This window comes from Methylobacterium sp. GXF4 (assembly GCF_000272495.1).
GTDB classification, from domain to species: Bacteria; Pseudomonadota; Alphaproteobacteria; order Rhizobiales; family Beijerinckiaceae; genus Methylobacterium; species Methylobacterium brachiatum.
The window spans coordinates 64,051-80,419 of sequence record NZ_AKFK01000079.1 but is presented as its reverse complement, the minus strand read 5'-3'; the positions used below and the strand labels follow the sequence as shown (position 1 = coordinate 80,419).

Below are 16,369 nucleotides of genomic sequence, written 5' to 3'. Positions count from 1 at the left end.
CGGGCGCAAATCCGGTTTCCACTTTTCCGCCTCTTGCTCTAGCGTCCGCCCATGCCCCTCGTGCCGCCTCCGCGCCCCGCAGCCTCGCCTGCGGCGGATATCCCGCCGACCAGCGTGCTCACCGCCAACCAGCCGGAATGGTCGGTCGGCGAACTGGCGGGCGCGCTCAAGCGCACCCTGGAGGACGCGTTCGGCCATGTCCGGCTGCGCGGCGAGATCTCCGGCTATCGCGGGCAGCACGGCTCCGGCCACGCGTATTTTTCCCTGAAGGACGGACAGGCGCGGATCGACGCCGTCGTCTGGAAGGGTGTGTTCGGGCGCCTGCGCCAGAAGCCCCAGGAGGGGCTGGAGGTGGTCGCCACCGGCCGCATCACCACCTTCGCGGGCAAGTCCTCCTACCAGATCGTGGTCGAGAGCTTGGAGCCGGCCGGCCTCGGTGCTTGGATGGCCCTGCTGGAGGAGCGCAAGAAGCAGCTTGCCGCCGAAGGGCTGTTCGCCCCCGAGCACAAGCGGGCGATCCCCTACCTGCCGCGCGTGGTCGGCGTCGTCACCTCGCCCACCGGGGCGGTGATCCGCGACATCCTCCACCGGCTGGAGGATCGGTTCCCGCGGCCCGTCCTGGTCTGGCCGGTGCGCGTCCAGGGTGACGGCGCGGCCGAGGAGGTCGCGGCGGCGATCCGCGGCTTCAACGCGCTGGGCCCGAACAGCGCCATCCCGCGCCCGGACGTGCTGATCGTCGCGCGCGGCGGCGGCTCCATCGAGGATCTCTGGGCCTTCAACGAGGAATGCGTGGTCCGCGCCGCCTTCGAGAGCGGGATCCCGCTGATCTCGGCGGTCGGGCACGAGACCGACACCACGCTGATCGATTACGTCTCCGACCGGCGTGCGCCGACCCCGACCGGCGCCGCCGAGATGGCCGTGCCGGTCCGCGCGGACTTGATCGCCACGGTGGCCGACCTCTCAGCCCGCGCGGTCGGGTCGATCGGCCGCCGGGTCGAGCGCGACCGGTCCGACCTGCGCGCGCTGGCCCGCGCCCTGCCGAGCGCCGATGCCCTGCTTGCGGCCAAGCGCCAGCGCCTCGACCTCGCCGAGGCGCGCCTCGCCCCGGCCCTCGCGGCGGGGGCCAGCCGGCACCGCGCCCGGCTGCAACTGCTCCTTGACCGGATGGCCCGGCGCTCGCCGGACGTGGCGCTCGCCAATGCCCGGGCGCGGCTGGCGCGGATCGATCACCGGCCGCTGACCGCCTTGCGCAACGACGTCCAGCGCAAGGGCGAGGCCCTGTCCCAGCTCGGCCGCCGCCTGGTCGTCGCCCGGGATGCCAGCCTGGAACGGGCGCGGGCGTTGCAGGCGCGCCGGGCCGACCGCCTCGTCGCCCTGTCGAACCGCCTCACCCAGGCCGGCCTGCGCGGCGTCGAGCGCCGCCGCGACCGGCTGGAGGGCTTGGCGCATCTCCTCGGCTCGCTGAGCTACCGGGCCGTGCTGGAGCGCGGCTACGTCCTCGTCCGCGACGCCGCCGGCCTGCCGGTCCGGCACGCCGCCGAGGCCGCGGCCGCCAGCCGCCTCAGCCTGCAATTCGCCGACGGGACGGTGAACGCGGTGCCGGACGGGACCTCAGACCCGTCCGTTTCGGCGAAACCCGCCCGACGCACCGCCCGGTCTCAGCCGACCTCCGACGGCGCGAGCGGGAAGCGCAATGCCCCGAACGCCACCGCGCCGACGCGGCAGGGGTCACTCTTCGACGCGTGAGCGGATGGGCTCCGGCCCGACCCGGTAGTGATACCGGTACAGCTCGCGCACGAATCCCAGCCCTCGGTACAACGCCCGCGCCGGCGTATTCGCGGCGATCACCTGGAGGCAGGCCGCCCGGGCGCCCTGCCCGCGGGCCCAGTGCAGCAGCGCGCCGACGGCGCGTTTGCCATGGCCGCGCCCGCGCAGATGCTCGACCGTCGCAACCGACTCGATCACCAGCAGGTCGCCGTCCAGCACCCCGAACGCGAAGGCGCCGATCCCACCCTCCGCCGGCACCGCCGAGAAGGCCCGCGGCAGGATCAGGGTTTCGACCGTGTCGCGGAACGCCCGGGCGGCGGCCGCGTCGGCCCGGTTCACGGCATCGCGCAGGGCGAGCCACTCGGCATCGGGCGCGGGCATGAGCTTGACCGCCGGATCCGGGCCGCCCGATAGGTCGTCGAGATCGCGAAATAGCGTGCAGGTTTCGTCGACGACGGCGTAATCGCCCCCTGCCAGGAGCGGCTCCATCTGCGGCGCGATCGCCGGCACCCGGAAGATCGCCCGGCGCCCGAGGGCGGCGTAGAGCGCCTGTCCGGCCGCGATCGCCGGCTCGGGCGCGCCGCTGCCGCGCAGGGGATTCAGGGAATTCTGCCGCTTCGAGCTGCCCCCGGTGGCACGCAGCAGATAGCCGTGGACCAGAAGCTGGCGCGGGCTCGGCCAGGCGTTGAGGCAGGCTTCCTCGACCCGCCAGGCCAGATCGATGTCGGACGTCATGATTCCTCGCTCCGGCGTCAGGATTCCATGCCGGCCGCGACAGCGCCACTCCGCACGAACGCGGCCGTGCGGCGTCGCGTACGCTTGAAGCATTCCAGGCTCGCGCGATGTCGGTGCGATGTCCGCGCCTGATCTCCTCCTGTGCCTCCATTTCCTCGGCGGCAGCGCCCGAAGCTGGGCGCCGTTCTCCCGCATTCTCGGGGGGATTCCGGCCTGCCTGCCGGTGGACCTTCCCGGTTTCGGCGACGCGTCCGGGGCGACGGGCTTTTCCATCGCGGCCATGGCCGACCACGTGGCGGGCGTGATCCGCGCCCGGGCGCCGGCGCGCTTCGCCATCGCCGGCCACAGCATGGGCGCGAAGGTCGCCCTGGCCCTCGCCCGCCGCTCCGAGGACGGCGAGGCGGGCCTGGAGGGGTTGACCGATTTGGTCCTGATCTCCGGCTCCCCGCCGAGCCCCGAGCCGATCCCGGACGATCGACGGGCCAAGATGATCGCCTGGATCGATGCCGATCCGGAGACGCGCCAGCGCGAGGCCCGGGCCTTCGTGCAGTCGAATGTCGGCACGGCTCTCGACCCGGAGACCGAAGCGCGCGCGGTCGCCGACGTGCTGCAGGCGGCCCCCGAGGCCTGGAAGGCCTGGCTCGAGGCGGGCTCCCGCGAGGATTGGTGCCGGCGGATCGGCGTCCTGCGGATTCCAGCCCTCATCCTCGCGGGATCCGAGGATGCGGATCTCGGCGCCGATGCGCAGACGGCCCTGATGGCGCCGCACCTCGCCCATCACCGGATCGTGACCGTGGAGGGCGTCGGCCATCTCCTGCCGATGGAGCGGCCCGAAGCCCTGGCCGAAATCGTGCGCGCCCATTGGCGCGATCACCCGCAGGCGGATGCTGCGCGGGGCGCCCAGGTGCCGTCCGCCTACGCGGCGCTGATCGGCTCCGAGCGGGTCAACAGCCGCCTGCGCGGCGCCCTCGCGGCCCGCGCGGAGCCGGACGATCCCGCCTATGCCCCGGAAGCGCTCGATCCGGTGGAGCTGGCAATCCTGCGCGCTGCCTGCGCCCGCGTCCTGCCGGCGACCGGCGTGGATCTCGCCGCCCGGATCGACAGGCGTCTCGCGTCCGGCGCCGGGGATGGCTGGCGCTTCGTGGCTTTGCCGCCCGACCCGGAGGCGTATCGGGCCGCCCTGCGCACCCTGGATGCGGCGGCACGGGCCGCCCAGGGCCGCCCCTTCACGGTGCTCGACGGGTCGAGCCAGGATGCGTTGCTGACCCTCGCCGAGCGCGGCGCGCTGTCGGTGCCCGAGGCGTTGGGCGGACAGCTCGACGGCGACCGGATGCGGTTCTGGTTCGAGGATCTGCGCGCCGACGCGGTCCGCCTCTGGCTCGGCCATCCGGCGGCCCTGGCCCGGGTCGGCTTCTCGGGCATCGGGGCCGGCGGCGACCGTCCGGGTCCGATCGCGGACGGGCTTCCGGGCTTTCATGAGGTCGGTCTCGACGCGCCGGAACCCTGGGAACCACGCGCGAACCAGGCGGAGGTGGTCCGATGAACCTCGACGGGATGCGGACCTACCGCACGGACGAGTCCGTCGATGCCGTCATCGTCGGCACCGGGGCCGGCGGCGCGCCGTTGCTGGCGCGGCTGGCCGCGGCCGGCCTCAAGGTCGTGGCCCTGGAGGCGGGACCGAACTTCACACCCGAGCGCTTCGCGTTCGACGAGACCCTGGCCGACGAGATCTACTGGACCGAGGAGCGCCTGAGCGGCGGCTCCACGCCGGAGGCGTTCGGGGCCAATAACAGCGGCACCGGGGTCGGCGGCTCGACCCTGCACTGGGGCGCCTTCGTGCCCCGCGCCGATGCCCGCGACCTGCGCCTCCATACCGAGACCGGGGAAGGCGTCGACTGGCCGTTGAGCTACGAGGAGCTGGCCCCGTACTACGAGCGGGTCGAGCGCTTCATCGGGGTCTCGGGGCCGCAATCCTATCCCTGGGATCCCGGCCGCCGCTATCCTCTCCCCCCGGTGCCGCGCAACGCCCCGGCGCAGCTCATGGCCGGCGCCTGCGACACCCTCGGCATCCGCTGGGCCGACGCCCCCGCGGCGGTGGTCTCGCAGGACTTCGAATCCGAGGGCGGTCCCCGCCGCAACGCCTGCATCAATTGCGGCTTCTGCCACCAGGGCTGCCGCAACGGCGCCAAGGCCAGCATGGATGTCACCTACCTGCCGCTCGCGCTCACCCACGGGGCCGAAATCCGGGCCGGCGCCTTCGTCCACGGGCTCGAGCGCGGCAGCGACGGCCGGGTCACCGCGGTGGTCTATATCCAGGACGGCCAGGAGCGGCGCCAGCGTTGCGGCGCGGTGTTCCTCTGCGCGGGCGCCGTCGAGACACCGCGGCTGCTCCTGCATCTCGGGCTGGCCAATTCGAGCGATCAGGTCGGCCGCAACTACATGGGCCATGTCGCCACGCAGGTCTGGGGCACCTTCGCCAACGAGGTGCGGATGAACCGCGGCTATCCCTCGTCGCTGATCACCGAGGACTTCATCCGCGCGGGGTCCGATTTCGCCGGCGGCTACCTCATCCAGAGCCTCGGCGTGGTGCCGCTGACCTTCGGCAACGCGGTGGCGCGCGGGCGCGGCCTGTGGGGCCAGAAGCTGCTCGACTATCTCGACGGCTACAACCACGTCGCCGGCATCGGCATCAACGGCGAGACGCTGCCCTGCGATGCCAACGTGCTGACCCTCTCCGACGAGACCGATACCCGCGGGATGCGCAAGGCGCAGATCAGCTTCGGCTACAGCACCAACGAGGAGCGCCTCAACGCCCATGCCACCAAGGTGATGCGCGACCTGTGGGAGGCCGCCGGCGCCGAGGACATCTGGGTTCTGGAGCGGGTCGCCCACACGATCGGCACCTGCCGGATGGGGCGCGACGGCTCGAGCGCCGTGGTCGATCCGGTCGGCCGCAGCTTCGACATCGACAACTTGTGGATCTGCGACGGCTCGACCTTCCCGAGCTCGCTCGCTGCGAACCCGGCTCTGACCATCATGGCACTGAGCCTGCGCACCGCGGAGGCCTTTTTGGCCGCCGGGGCGTAGCCTCACCCGGCTGCGGCGCGCAGCTCCGCCAGCCCGCGGAGCTGCCGGCCGTCGGCATCGAAGTTCGCCGGGTCGAGCCAGGCCGCGAAGCCTGCCCGCACCTGCGGCCACTCGGTGTCGGTGATCGAGAACCACGCCGTGTCGCGGGAGCGGCCCTTCACCACGACGGCGTTACGGAAGATGCCCTCGAAGGTGAAGCCCAGGCGCAGCGCTGCCGCCCGGGACGGCGCGTTGAGGCTGTCGCATTTCCACTCGTAACGGCGGTAGCTGAGCTCATCGAAGGCCCGGGCCATCATCAGCGCCATCGCCTCGGTCGATGCGGGAGAGCGCTGAAGCCCCGGGCCGAAATGGAGATGGCCGACCTCGATCACGCCGTTGCCCGGGTCGATCCGGAGGTAGGAGGCGATCCCCAGCGGGGCGCCGGTCGCCGGGTCGAGGATCGTGTGAAACAGCGGATCCTCGCTCGCCGCCCGGGCTTCGAGCCGGGCGCGAAATTCGACTTCGCTCTCCGGCATCTCGTCGGGCAGGTAGGACCAGTTCCGCCGGTCGGGCGCCGCGCTGTAGGTGGCGAACAGGCCGGCCGCATGAGCCTCGGCATCGAGCGGCACCACCCTGCAGAAGCGGCCCGCCATCGGCGTCCGCGGCGGCCGCGGACGCGGGGTCCAGTCCGGCAGGGCCGGGCCGATCGGCTGACCGAAGGCGTTGACGCGCGCGCTCATGATCCGCTCCGCTCGGCGACGATCTCGGCCAGCGCCGTCTCGCCCTCAGCCCGCATCTCGGCGACCACGCCGGCGCGGTCGGCCTCGGGTCGGTTCTGGCTCATCTTCCACTTCCCCTCGATACGGGTGATCGGGATCTCGATGCCGACGATGGCGCGGAGCTGGGCCGCCACGAACGGTGCCGGCGCATCGTCCACCGCCCAGGGCGCGGCGCGCGGCGTCTCGCGCAGGGTGGTGAGGTCGGCAACCTGGCGGCGCAGCCAATCCGCGTCCTCGATCACCCGGGGGCGGCCCCAGGCGTGGACCGTGGCGTAGTTCCAGGTCGGCACCACCCGGCCGTGCTCGCGCTTGCTCGCATACCAGCCGGGGGTGACGTAGCCCTGCGGCCCCTGGAACACGACCAGGCATTCCTCGGCTTCGGCGAGAGCCTGCCAGTGCGGGTTGGCGCGGGCGAGATGGGCGCGCAGGGTGCCGTTCGGGCCGGATTCATCCAGCAGGAACGGCACCGGGTCGGCGATCAGGCCGGCCGCGCCGCCGGTGATCAGCAGGCCGAGCGGATAGGCGCGGATGAGCCCGTGTTGCGCCGCGCGCGTCTCGTCCCGGAAGTGCGGCGGCTGATACATCGACTTTGTCCCTGTTGGCGCAGCTCTGCTTGACCGCAGGGCGGACCAGGCAAAAGGTCCGGTTTCCGAAATCCGACTGGACCGCTTGCCGCCATGGCCCGGGGCCCGCTGCCGCTGCCCGTCAGCCTCGATCCGGACGGACCGACGCCGTTGCATGTCCAGCTGCGCGAGGGCCTGCGCGCGGCGATCCTCGACCGCCAGCTGCCGCGCGGGGCCCGGCTGCCGGCCTCCCGGGTGATGGCGGCCGATCTCGGCTGCGCCCGCGGCACGGTGGTGCTCGCCCTCGAGCAACTGATCGCCGAGGGCTACCTGACGGCCCGATCCGGCTCGGCCACCCGGGTCGCCGCGACCTTGCCGGACGACACCCTGCCGCGATCGGACCCGGCGCAGCGGCCGGCGCCTGCGGTCGTGCCGAGCCTGTCACGGCGCGGCGCCCGTCGCGTCGCGACACCGGCCCCGCGGTTCATGGCCGGTCCGGGCGTTCCCGACGCCTTCGCGCTCGGCCGGCCGGCGCTCGATGCCTTCCCGTACGCGGTCTGGGCACGCCTGCTCCAGGCGGAGTGGCGCCATGGACCGGCTGAGCGGCCCGATCCCCGCGGCGCGCCGGCGCTGCGAGCGGCCATCGCCGCCTATCTCGCGCAGGTGCGGGGCGTCGTCTGCGAGGCCGACGACGTGATCGTCACGGCGGGCATTCGCCAGAGCCTGCGCCTGCTCGCCGAATTGCTGCTCGATCCCGGGGAGGCGGCGCTCGTCGAGGAGCCGGGCTTTCCCGGGATCGCCCTGGCGCTCGCGAGCGCCGGCCTGCGCACCGTCCCGATCCCGGTCGGTCCCGGCGGGCTCGCGGTGGCCGGAGCCGGCCCGCTCCTGCAGGGCGCACGCTTGGCCGTGGTGACGCCGGCCCACCATTATCCGCTGGGCTACGCCATGAGCCTGGAGAACCGCCTCGACCTCCTGGCCTGGGCCGAAACCGCCGCGGGCTGGATCGTGGAGGACGATTACGACGGCGCCTACCGCTATGCCGGGCGTCCCCTGGCGCCGCTGCGCGCGCTCGATCGCGGCGGCCGGGTGATCTATGCCGGCAGCTTCTCCAAGCTCCTGCTGCCCGCGCTCGGTCTCAGCTATCTGGTCCTGCCGCGCGGGCTCGTGGCGCCGGTGAACCGGGCGCTTGCCGAGATCGGGCCGGCACCCCCGGGCATCGGGCAATGGGCGCTGGCCCGCTTCATCGCGGACGGCCACCTCGCCGGCCACCTGCGCCGGACCCGGCGGCTCTACGCTTTGCGCCAGGAGGCCCTGGTCGAGGCGGCCCGCCGCCACGCCGCGGACGTGGTGGCCGTCGCCCCGATGGAGGGTGGGATGCACCTCATCGCGCGGCCGGGGCCCGCTTGGGCCCCCACACGCGACGATGGCGAAGCCGTCGCGCGCCTCGCCGATGCCGGGATCTCCGCGGTCGCACTCTCGGCCTACCATGCCGGCGCGCCGGAGCCCGGGCTGCTCCTCGGCTACGCGGCTGTGCCCGAGCGGGTGATCGAGCCGGCGGTGCGGCGCCTGGCCGAGACGCTGCGGCCGGCCCGCTGAGACCGCTCCGGATCCCGCCCGCTCACTCGCCCCGCGGGGTCAGCGTCACGGTGATCGGGCCGCGGCCGGATCGCAATTCCAGGCTCCGGAGGGTCTTGGGCCGCACGGTCGCACCGCTCGACGGACTGACCCGCTGCACGCGCTCGCCGTCGAGCCGCAGGCTGAACGCGCCGTCCGCGGTGAGGCGCAGCAGCGCGACGCTGCGGAACGACTTCAGCGCCACCGCGGTCCAGGCCGGCCCGACCTCGACCCGCGTCGGGGCCGGGACGACGTCGCGGCGCGCCAGCGCCAGGGCCGCGAGGCCGACGATGGCCGCGAGCGCCAGGACCGCCTGCCGGAGGCGGACGAGCCGTCCGCGCCGCCGCGGGGGCCGGCGCATCGTCCAGACCGGCTTCGGCGGGGCCGGTTCAGGCTCGGCCGGCGGCGGTGCGGGTGGATCCTCGGGTGGGGGTTCGGGCGGCGGCGGGGGCTCCGGGGGGATGCCCACCGGGGGCTGTGCGTGCACCTCGGGCGGTGGCGGTGGCGATTCGGCTCTCCGCCGTACCTGCTCGGCCCCGCAGAATGGGCAGAACCGCACCGGCACGTAGTGGCCGCGGTCGCAGGCCGTGCAGCGCAGGAGCGCGATCGAGGTTTCGAGGATCACGGCGGGGCGCGGGTCAGTGCACGAGGGTGCCCGTTTCCATGAACCGGGCGAGCCGCTCCACCAGGGGCGCGACCATCACCCGGTCGAGCTGCCGCAGCAGCCCGCGGCGCGCATGCGCGACATTCGCCTCGGCCTGCTCCCGCGCCCGGCGCTGCCAGGCGGCGCGGTCGCGCCGGCAATCGGCCCAGGCCGCCTCGATCGAGCGGAATACCTCCGGCAGGCGCTCGATCGGGTCGGTGACCCGGTCGTAATGGTGGTCGACCAGGCTGCCGAAGGTGTGGAAGCCCAGTTCCGACAGGAGCGCCACGGCGCGGGGCGCCCCCACCATCACGAAGGGCAGCCCCATGGCAGCGGCCTTCAGCGACTTCTCCGTGACGCGCTCGACGCCGAGCTCGAAGAAATCCGTCTCGGAGATGATGGTCAGGTCGCACGCCGCATAGGCCTGGGTATCGAGCGTCAGCACCATGTCGCCGCCCGGCGCCGGTGTATCGATCCGCCGCGCCTGCCTTGGGATCCAGGTGCCGACATCCGCGAGCAGCGGCCCGAAGGCGTCCGCGATCTCCGGCGGGGCGTGGAACACGTCGATGCCACCCGCCTTCGGGTTGTCCGCGCCGATCCCATGGAACGAGATCAGGCCGTCGCGGTCGAGGCGCTGGATCTGGAACCAGCGGTAGAGCAGCACCCGGTGCCAGCGCAGGGCCGCGTTCTGGCAGAGGAACCGGGCCGGTCCGGTCGCGTGAGCGAGCGGCGCGTAGCCGGTCCGGTCGAGGGGATGCTGGGAGAAGAGCCTCGGGCCGGCCTCGTCGTCGAGCCAGAGGGCGACCTGGAGCGGGAAGAAGTCGAAGGTCCAGAAACGCAGGCCCTCGCCGTAGAGCTGCTCGTAATCGAGCCGGAGCGCCCGGTTCTGGCTGACTAGGATGACCTGCGCCCGCGGGATGCCGAGACCCTTCAGGTTGCGGTGCAAGGCCTCGAAGGTCGGGGCGTGGAGGCCCGGCCCCTCGTTCGACAGGTCGAGCAGCAGGGCCGCCCGTCCGGAGCGCAGGTTCTCGACGTCGCCGGGCTCGAGGAGGTCGAGCCGCCCGTTCGCCTCCGGGAAGCCGAGCCGGACGAAGTCCAGAACCGGCAGGCACAGGATGTGGTTGGCCGCGCCCGGATGGGCCGTGACGGTGATCGGCTTGCCCAACCAGCCCAGCGCCGCCGGCAGGAAATGGCCGGCCTCCCCGCGGGGAACCAGGACGATCTCGGAGGCGGATGGGCTCATCGCGATGCTCGGGCGGCCGGTCGCACGGTGATCCGCCGCCTGAAAGCCGCGCGATGCCGGATAAAGGCTTCGCGCGGACGCGTCGACTCCGGGGTTCAGGCCGGGACCGGCTCCGCCGCACGCACCGGGGTCGGCCCGGCCCGGTAGGCCGCCGCGGCGTCCTCGGTCCGCCAGCAGGCCACCCTGTGACCGGGGGCGATCTCGGCCACCGGCGGCATTTCCCGGCGGCACTGGTCCTCGGCCAGGAAGCAGCGCGGCGCGAACGGGCATCCCGGGGGCCGGTTGGCGAGGTCGGGGGGGCTGCCCGGGATCGTCTGGAGGCGGGAGCCCTTGGCCAGCGCCCCCTCCGCCCGGCTGCGCAGCAGGCCGATCGTGTAGGGATGGTGCGGGTCGAGCACGACCTGATGGGCTGTCCCGGTCTCGACGATCTTGCCCGCGTACATCACGGCGATCCGGTCGGCGACCTCGACCGCCGCGCCGAGATCGTGGGTCACGATGATGATCGACAGGCCGAGGTCGCGCTGAAGCTCGCGCAGGAGCAGCAGCACCTGGATCTGCACCGTCGCGTCGAGCGCCGTGGTCGGCTCGTCCGCCAGCAGGACCTGCGGCCGGCAGGCGAGCGCGAGCGCGATCATGGCCCGCTGGCGCATCCCGCCCGACATCTCGTGCGGGTAATTGTCGAGCCGCCGCTCCGGGCTCGGGATCCGCACCCGCTCGAACAGGGCGAGCGCGCGCTTGCGGGCGTCCTCGCCGGAGATCTTCTCGTGGCGCTGGATCGCCTCGGTGATCTGGCGGCCGACCGTGTAGACCGGGTCGAAGGCCAGCAGCGGCTCCTGGAAGATCATCGAGACGTCGCCGCCGCGGAAATCGGCGAGCTGGCGCTTGCTCAGCGCCTGCACGTCCCGGCCGGCCGCCAGGATCCTGCCCTCGATCCGGCTGCGTCCCTCGTGGAACAATCGCAGGATCGCCCGCAGGGTGACGCTCTTGCCGGAGCCGGATTCGCCGATGAGCGCCATCGCCTGCCCGCGTTCCACGGTCAGGTCGACGCCGTCTACGACTTGCACCTTGCCGAAGGCGACGCGCAGGTTCTCGAGGGTGACGGCGGGTTCGGGGTTCGACATCCGGGCGCTCATGCCGCGAGCGCCCGGGTCGGGGCGGCAGAGTGGCCGGAGCCGGGCTGGCGGGCGAGGCAGGCGACCCGGTGCAGCGGCCCGACGGCGTCGAGCGGCGGCTCCTTGTCCCCGCAGATCGGCTCGGCGAGGCCGCAGCGCGGGTGGAACCGGCAGCCGCGGGGCGGGTCGATCGGGTTCGGCGGGTCGCCCTGAAGAAGCGCGGCCTGGGTGCGGTTGTCCGGATCCAGCGACGGCATCGAGGCGAGCAGCGCCTCGGTATAGGGATGGGCCGGCGCGTCGAGCACCGTATCGGAGGGCCCGATCTCCGAGACCCGGCCGAGATACATCACCATCACGCGGTCGGAGATGAAGCGCACGACGTTCAGGTCGTGGCTGATGAAGATGTAGGTCAGGCCGAACTCGGCCTTGAGGTCGAGGAGCAGGTTCAGCACCTGGGCCTCCACAGACTTGTCGAGCGCCGAGACCGCCTCGTCGAGCAGCACCAGCCGCGGCTCCAGGGCGAGCGAGCGGGCGATGTTGACCCGCTGGCGCTGGCCGCCGGAAATCTCGTGCGGGTAGCGGCCGGCGAAGCGCTTCGGCTCCAGGCCGACCCGGGCCAGCAGGGCGCGGGCGCGTTCCACGGCCTCGCGCCCGGGCACGCCGTTGACCTTGGGGCCGAAGGCGATCGACTGCTCGACGGTCATGCGCGGGTTGAGCGACGCGTAGCTGTCCTGGAACACCATCTGGACCTGCCGGCGGTAGGACCGCCACGGCATCGCCCGCTCGCCCACGGCCTGGCCGTCATACAGAAGGGTGCCGGAATCGCGCTCGATCAGGCCCATCAGCAGCTTGGCGGTGGTGGACTTGCCGCAGCCGGATTCGCCGACGATGCCCAGGGTCTCGCCCTTGAGGACGTTGAAATCGACGCCGTCGACGGCACGCACGACCTGCTTCTTGCCCCCGGCCTTGCGGACCGGGAAGTGCTTGTAGAGGCCCGAGACCGACAGGAGCGGCTGGGCCGGTCCGCCGCGGTCGCGGGCGAACGGGTCGGGGGCGCTCGGGATGACGCTCACTGGCGGATCTCCATCGCGGCGCGCAGGCCGTCCGAGAACAGGTTGAAGGCGATCGAGACGACGAAGATGCACACGCCCGGCAGGGCCGCGACGACCGGATTGGCGTAGATCGCGGTGCGCAGGGTGTTGAGCATCAGGCCCCATTCCGGCTCCGGCGGGCGCACGCCGAGGCCGAGGAACGACAGGCCCGAGGCCAGGATCATCGAGACCGAGATCAGGCTGGTGGCGTAGACGAAGATCGGCCCGACGACGTTGCCGAGCACCTGCACCCGCATGATCGTCAGCGGCGAGGCGCCCGACAGCTTGGCCGCGTCGATGTAGTCGCGCTTGCGGATGCCGGTCGTGACGCTCTCGGCGACCCGGGCGATCTGGGGCACGAACACGCAGGTCAGCGACACGATCGAGTTGAAGATGCCGGCACCCAGCGCCCCGGAGAGGGCGATCGCCAGCAGCACCGACGGGAAGGCGAAGAACACGTCGATGGTGCGCATCAGGATCGTGTTGAGCCAGCCGCCGACATAGCCGGCCAGGATGCCGATGGCGGAACCGATCACGAAGGCGATCAGAACCGGGGTGACCCCGATGAACAGCGACAGCCGGGCGCCCAGCATCAGACGGCTGATCATGTCGCGCCCGAGCTCGTCCGAGCCGAGCCAGTAGGTGGCATCGCCGACATGCTTCAGCCGGCGCAGCATCGACCCCTTGTACGGGTCCATCGGGGTGATCCAGGGCGCCAGGATCGCGATCACCACGATGAGCAGGATCAGAGCGCCGGCGCCCATGGCCACGGGATCGCGCACCAGGCGGTGGCCGACATGACCCCAGAAGCCGCGGGACGGGACGAAGGCCGCCTCGGGAGCGACGTCGCTCGGGGCGAGCACGCCGCCGTCGAGGGCCATGGCGGATGCGGTGATCGGTGCGTTCATCATCGGCCTCCGGGTCAGGCGCGTTCGATGCGCGGGTCGAGGGCGGTCTGCATCACGTCCACCAGCAGGTTGAGGACGACGAAGAACATCGCCAGCACCAGGATCGAGCCCTGGAGCAGGGGCAGGTCGCGCTGGAAGATCGCGGCGTTGAGCAGGAAGCCGGTGCCCGGCCAGGCGAACACGGTCTCGACCAGGATCGAGCCGCCGAGCAGGTAGCCGAGCTGCAGGCCCATGATCGCCAGCGCGGTCGGGGCGGCGTTGCGCACGACGTGCTTGAACACGCCGAACTCGTCCATGCCCTTGGCGCGCAGGGCCTCGACGAAGTCCTGGGCCAGGATGTCGGCCACCAGGGCGCGGACCGTCCGGGCGATGATGCCGGTGGGGATCACCGACATCGTCACCGCCGGCAGGATCAGGTAGCGCAGATGGTCGAAATCGGGCCGCCAGTTGCCGGAGCCGTCGGGCCCGGCGCCGGTGGGCGGCAGCCAGCCGAGCGTCGCCGAGAACACGATCACCAGGACCATGCCGAGCCAGTAATGCGGCACGCTCACGCCGAAGACCGAGAGCGCGGAGGCGGCCCGGTCGGCCACCGAGTTGCGGTGGTAGCCGGCCACGAAGCCGAACAGCGTTCCGAAGGTGAAGCCGATCACGGTCGCCACCGAGGCGAGGATCAGCGAGTTGACCACCGCGCGGCTGACCTCGCCGAGCACCGGCCGGCCGGTGGCGATGGAGGTGCCGAGATCGCCGTGGAGCACATGCCACAGCCAGATCAGGTACTGGACCGGCAACGGCTTATCGAAGCCGTAGGCGGTCTTCATCTCGTTGATGGTCTCCTGGGTCGCGTCCGCCGGCAGCACTGCGCTCAGGGCATCGCCCGGCGCGAGATGGACCAGCATGAAGCAGACCAGGCTTACGCCGAATGCCACGGGCGTCACGTAGACCAGGCGTTTGAGGATGTAGATCAGCATCGGGTGCCTTACCGTGGCCGGAAAATCCCCCTCCCCCTTCTGCGAGGGAGGGTGGCCCCTGCATCAGCAGGGGTCGGCAGAGGGAAGCGACGCCTCCGGACAGGACGCGCTGGGCGCTGAAACCCGTATCGTCGCGCTGCCCCTCTCCCCCCTGCTTCGCAGGTACCCTCCCCCGCAGTGGGGGGAGGGAGTCGGTGGTGCTACCGCCCCGCCGTCGCGATGGTGATCTTGGAAAAATCCTGGAACCAGTTCTGGGCCTGGACGAAGCCCTTCACCTTCGGGCTCATCGCCCGCGGGTTCACGTCGTGCGTGATCATGATGAACAGCGCATCGTCCACGTACTTCTCGTGGACCTTCTCCAGGACCTTCGTCTGCTCAGACTTGTCGAAGGTGTTGCGGACCTGGTCGAACAGCTTGTCCATCGCCGGGTCGCTGTAATAGCCCCAGTTCGTGCCGTTCGGCGGGGCGAAGTTGCTCTGCAGGTGGCGGATGAAGCCGGTGAACGGGTCCTGGATGAAGTACGAATAGTTGATCGCCGAGACGCCGCGGGAGATGTCGGCCTTGGCACCGGCCCGCCAGATGTTGATCAGCGTGTTCCACTCGACCACCTCGTAATCGACTTGGATGCCCACGTCGGCGAGGTTCTGCTGGACGAACTCGTTCATCGGCAGCGGCTGCATCTGGCCCGAGCCCGAGGCCGAGATCGCGACCTTGAGCTTCAGGGGCTTGGCCGGGCTGTAGCCGGCCTCGGCGAGCAGCTTCTTGGCTGCCTCCGGATCGTACGTCACGTCGAAGGTCGGGTGGCCGAACCACTGGTGGCCGGGCGGCATGAAGCCCTTGGCGGGGATCGCGAGGCCGCCGAGCAGCTCCTTCAGGCCGTCGCGGTCGATGGCGAGGTTGGCGGCCTTCCGGACCCGGATGTCGTTCCAGGGCGAGCCCTCGACCCGGGACAGGTGCCAGGTCCAGTTATGCGGGTAGGCGTTGGTGACGATGGTGAAGCCGGCGCCCTTGAGCGAGGCTACGGCGTCGGGCGCGGGCGCCTCGATCCAGTCGACCTGGCCGGAGCGGAGCGCGGCGACCCGGGCATTGGCCTCGGGCAACGGCACCAGCACGAGCTTGTCGAGCTTGGGCACCCGGTTCGTGTCCCAGTATTCCTTGAACGGCACCATCTCGGCGCGCTCGCGGGGCGCGAACAGGGTCAGCTTCCACGGGCCGGTGCCCGACGGCTGCTTGGCGAAGGCGTCCCAGGACTTGCCGACCTTCTCCCACTGCGCGGGCGAGGACATCATGATCCAGGCGATCTGGTAGGGCAGCGTCGCGTCGGGCGCCTTGGTGACGATCTCGACCGTCAGCGGATCGACCGCCTTGTAGGTGGCGACCGCCGGGATGCGGGTCTTGCCCTGCGCGGATTGGCGCGGATCGTATTGCGGCGCGTCGGACTTCAGCAGCTTGTCGAGGTTCCACACCACCGCGTCGGCGGTGAAGTCGGAGCCGTCGTGGAATTTCACCCCCGGCCGGAGCTTGAAGGTCCACTTGGTCTTGTCGGCGGCGTCGACCGTCCAGCTGGTGGCGAGGCCGGGCACGAGGTCGGAGGCCAGCTCGGCGCTCGACAGGTCCCAATTGATCAGGCCGTCATAGACCGTATAGCCGAGAAACCGCATGCCCTCGCCGCCATTGTCGGTCTGGCCGGTGGTCAGCGGGATGTCGGACGCGGTCATGCCGATCCGCAGCGTGCCCTGCGCGAGGGCCGCGGTGCTCGCGGAGAGCGCGAGGGCGCCGGCGAGCGCCGCACGGGCACTGAGAGTTTTCAGACGAGACAGCATGTCGGATCGGGGACTCGCGTTGGTCCGGGAGGGCGGGCCCGGAATACGCTGGACCGT

14 protein-coding genes are annotated in these 16,369 nt (G+C 71.9%); 4 read left to right on the top strand and 10 right to left on the bottom strand.

Annotated features, from left to right (window positions below; translation table 11 throughout):
• Window positions 1-51 precede the first annotated feature (51 nt).
• Window positions 52-1,746, top strand: coding sequence for an exodeoxyribonuclease VII large subunit (gene xseA, locus WYO_RS22205; RefSeq protein WP_007566681.1), 1,695 nt, complete (start codon window positions 52-54; stop codon window positions 1,744-1,746).
• Here xseA and WYO_RS22200 read toward each other — a convergent pair.
• Window positions 1,729-2,502 carry a GNAT family N-acetyltransferase gene (locus WYO_RS22200; protein WP_007566679.1) on the bottom strand — a complete coding sequence of 258 codons (774 nt, stop codon included), beginning with the start codon at window positions 2,500-2,502 and terminating at the stop codon, window positions 1,729-1,731. The genes xseA and WYO_RS22200 overlap by 18 nt on opposite strands.
• Before the next feature lie 118 nt (window positions 2,503-2,620).
• Here WYO_RS22200 and WYO_RS22195 point away from each other — a divergent pair, with 118 nt between their 5' ends.
• Window positions 2,621-4,045, top strand: a complete 1,425-nt coding sequence (locus WYO_RS22195) for an alpha/beta hydrolase (protein WP_007566677.1) — start codon at window positions 2,621-2,623, stop codon at window positions 4,043-4,045.
• Window positions 4,042-5,589, top strand: a complete 1,548-nt coding sequence (locus tag WYO_RS22190; protein WP_007566676.1) for a GMC family oxidoreductase — start codon at window positions 4,042-4,044, stop codon at window positions 5,587-5,589. Before WYO_RS22195 ends, WYO_RS22190 begins: the two co-directional genes overlap by 4 nt.
• Window positions 5,590-5,591: 2 nt before the next feature.
• Here WYO_RS22190 and WYO_RS22185 read toward each other — a convergent pair whose 3' ends face one another.
• Entirely contained in the window at window positions 5,592-6,308 is a 717-nt protein-coding gene (locus WYO_RS22185; protein ID WP_007566674.1) for a GNAT family protein, read from the bottom strand.
• Window positions 6,305-6,931: an FMN-binding negative transcriptional regulator gene (locus tag WYO_RS22180; RefSeq protein ID WP_007566672.1), complete on the bottom strand. Its 627-nt coding sequence runs from the start codon at window positions 6,929-6,931 to the stop codon at window positions 6,305-6,307. Before WYO_RS22180 ends, WYO_RS22185 begins: the two co-directional genes overlap by 4 nt.
• A gap of 93 nt (window positions 6,932-7,024) precedes the next feature.
• On the opposite strand from WYO_RS22180, the gene WYO_RS22175 reads away from it, so the two are divergent.
• Window positions 7,025-8,506 (top strand): PLP-dependent aminotransferase family protein, encoded by a 1,482-nt coding sequence (locus WYO_RS22175; RefSeq protein ID WP_007566670.1) that lies wholly within the window; start codon window positions 7,025-7,027, stop codon window positions 8,504-8,506.
• Window positions 8,507-8,528: 22 nt separating this feature from the next.
• Here the strand turns inward: WYO_RS22175 and WYO_RS31935 are convergent, their stop codons facing one another.
• The 7 genes from WYO_RS31935 to WYO_RS22135 form a co-directional block, all read right to left on the bottom strand.
• Entirely contained in the window at window positions 8,529-9,149 is a 621-nt protein-coding gene (locus WYO_RS31935; RefSeq protein WP_081497021.1) for a hypothetical protein, read from the bottom strand.
• Window positions 9,150-9,162: 13 nt separating this feature from the next.
• On the bottom strand, window positions 9,163-10,410 hold the full coding sequence (locus tag WYO_RS22160) for a hypothetical protein (protein WP_007566666.1): 1,248 nt from the start codon (window positions 10,408-10,410) through the stop codon (window positions 9,163-9,165).
• Between the two features lie 95 nt (window positions 10,411-10,505).
• Complete coding sequence (locus WYO_RS22155; protein ID WP_007566664.1) at window positions 10,506-11,531, bottom strand: ABC transporter ATP-binding protein; 1,026 nt, start codon at window positions 11,529-11,531, stop codon at window positions 10,506-10,508.
• Between the two features lie 8 nt (window positions 11,532-11,539).
• Complete coding sequence (locus WYO_RS22150; RefSeq protein WP_007566662.1) at window positions 11,540-12,595, bottom strand: ABC transporter ATP-binding protein; 1,056 nt, start codon at window positions 12,593-12,595, stop codon at window positions 11,540-11,542.
• Window positions 12,592-13,521 (bottom strand): ABC transporter permease, encoded by a 930-nt coding sequence (locus WYO_RS22145; protein WP_007566660.1) that lies wholly within the window; start codon window positions 13,519-13,521, stop codon window positions 12,592-12,594. The genes WYO_RS22150 and WYO_RS22145 overlap by 4 nt, the downstream gene beginning before the upstream one ends.
• A gap of 14 nt (window positions 13,522-13,535) precedes the next feature.
• On the bottom strand, window positions 13,536-14,489 hold the full coding sequence (locus WYO_RS22140) for an ABC transporter permease (protein WP_007566658.1): 954 nt from the start codon (window positions 14,487-14,489) through the stop codon (window positions 13,536-13,538).
• A gap of 200 nt (window positions 14,490-14,689) precedes the next feature.
• Window positions 14,690-16,312: an ABC transporter substrate-binding protein gene (locus WYO_RS22135; protein WP_039903723.1), complete on the bottom strand. Its 1,623-nt coding sequence runs from the start codon at window positions 16,310-16,312 to the stop codon at window positions 14,690-14,692.
• Between the last annotated feature and the right edge of the window lie 57 nt (window positions 16,313-16,369).

What these genes read in the sequence shown, in the direction of transcription:
- WYO_RS22195 (WP_007566677.1), top strand. Translation starts at nt 2,621, where the DNA reads ATGTCCGCGCCTGATCTCCTCCTGTGCCTCCATTTCCTCGGCGGCAGC.
- WYO_RS22135 (WP_039903723.1), bottom strand. Translation starts at nt 16,312, where the DNA reads ATGCTGTCTCGTCTGAAAACTCTCAGTGCCCGTGCGGCGCTCGCCGGC.
- WYO_RS22160 (WP_007566666.1), bottom strand. Translation starts at nt 10,410, where the DNA reads ATGAGCCCATCCGCCTCCGAGATCGTCCTGGTTCCCCGCGGGGAGGCC.
- WYO_RS22200 (WP_007566679.1), bottom strand. Translation starts at nt 2,502, where the DNA reads ATGACGTCCGACATCGATCTGGCCTGGCGGGTCGAGGAAGCCTGCCTC.
- WYO_RS22185 (WP_007566674.1), bottom strand. Translation starts at nt 6,308, where the DNA reads ATGAGCGCGCGCGTCAACGCCTTCGGTCAGCCGATCGGCCCGGCCCTG.
- WYO_RS22180 (WP_007566672.1), bottom strand. Translation starts at nt 6,931, where the DNA reads ATGTATCAGCCGCCGCACTTCCGGGACGAGACGCGCGCGGCGCAACAC.
- WYO_RS22175 (WP_007566670.1), top strand. Translation starts at nt 7,025, where the DNA reads ATGGCCCGGGGCCCGCTGCCGCTGCCCGTCAGCCTCGATCCGGACGGA.
- WYO_RS22145 (WP_007566660.1), bottom strand. Translation starts at nt 13,521, where the DNA reads ATGAACGCACCGATCACCGCATCCGCCATGGCCCTCGACGGCGGCGTG.
- WYO_RS22155 (WP_007566664.1), bottom strand. Translation starts at nt 11,531, where the DNA reads ATGTCGAACCCCGAACCCGCCGTCACCCTCGAGAACCTGCGCGTCGCC.
- xseA (WP_007566681.1), top strand. Translation starts at nt 52, where the DNA reads ATGCCCCTCGTGCCGCCTCCGCGCCCCGCAGCCTCGCCTGCGGCGGAT.
- WYO_RS22190 (WP_007566676.1), top strand. Translation starts at nt 4,042, where the DNA reads ATGAACCTCGACGGGATGCGGACCTACCGCACGGACGAGTCCGTCGAT.
- WYO_RS22140 (WP_007566658.1), bottom strand. Translation starts at nt 14,489, where the DNA reads ATGCTGATCTACATCCTCAAACGCCTGGTCTACGTGACGCCCGTGGCA.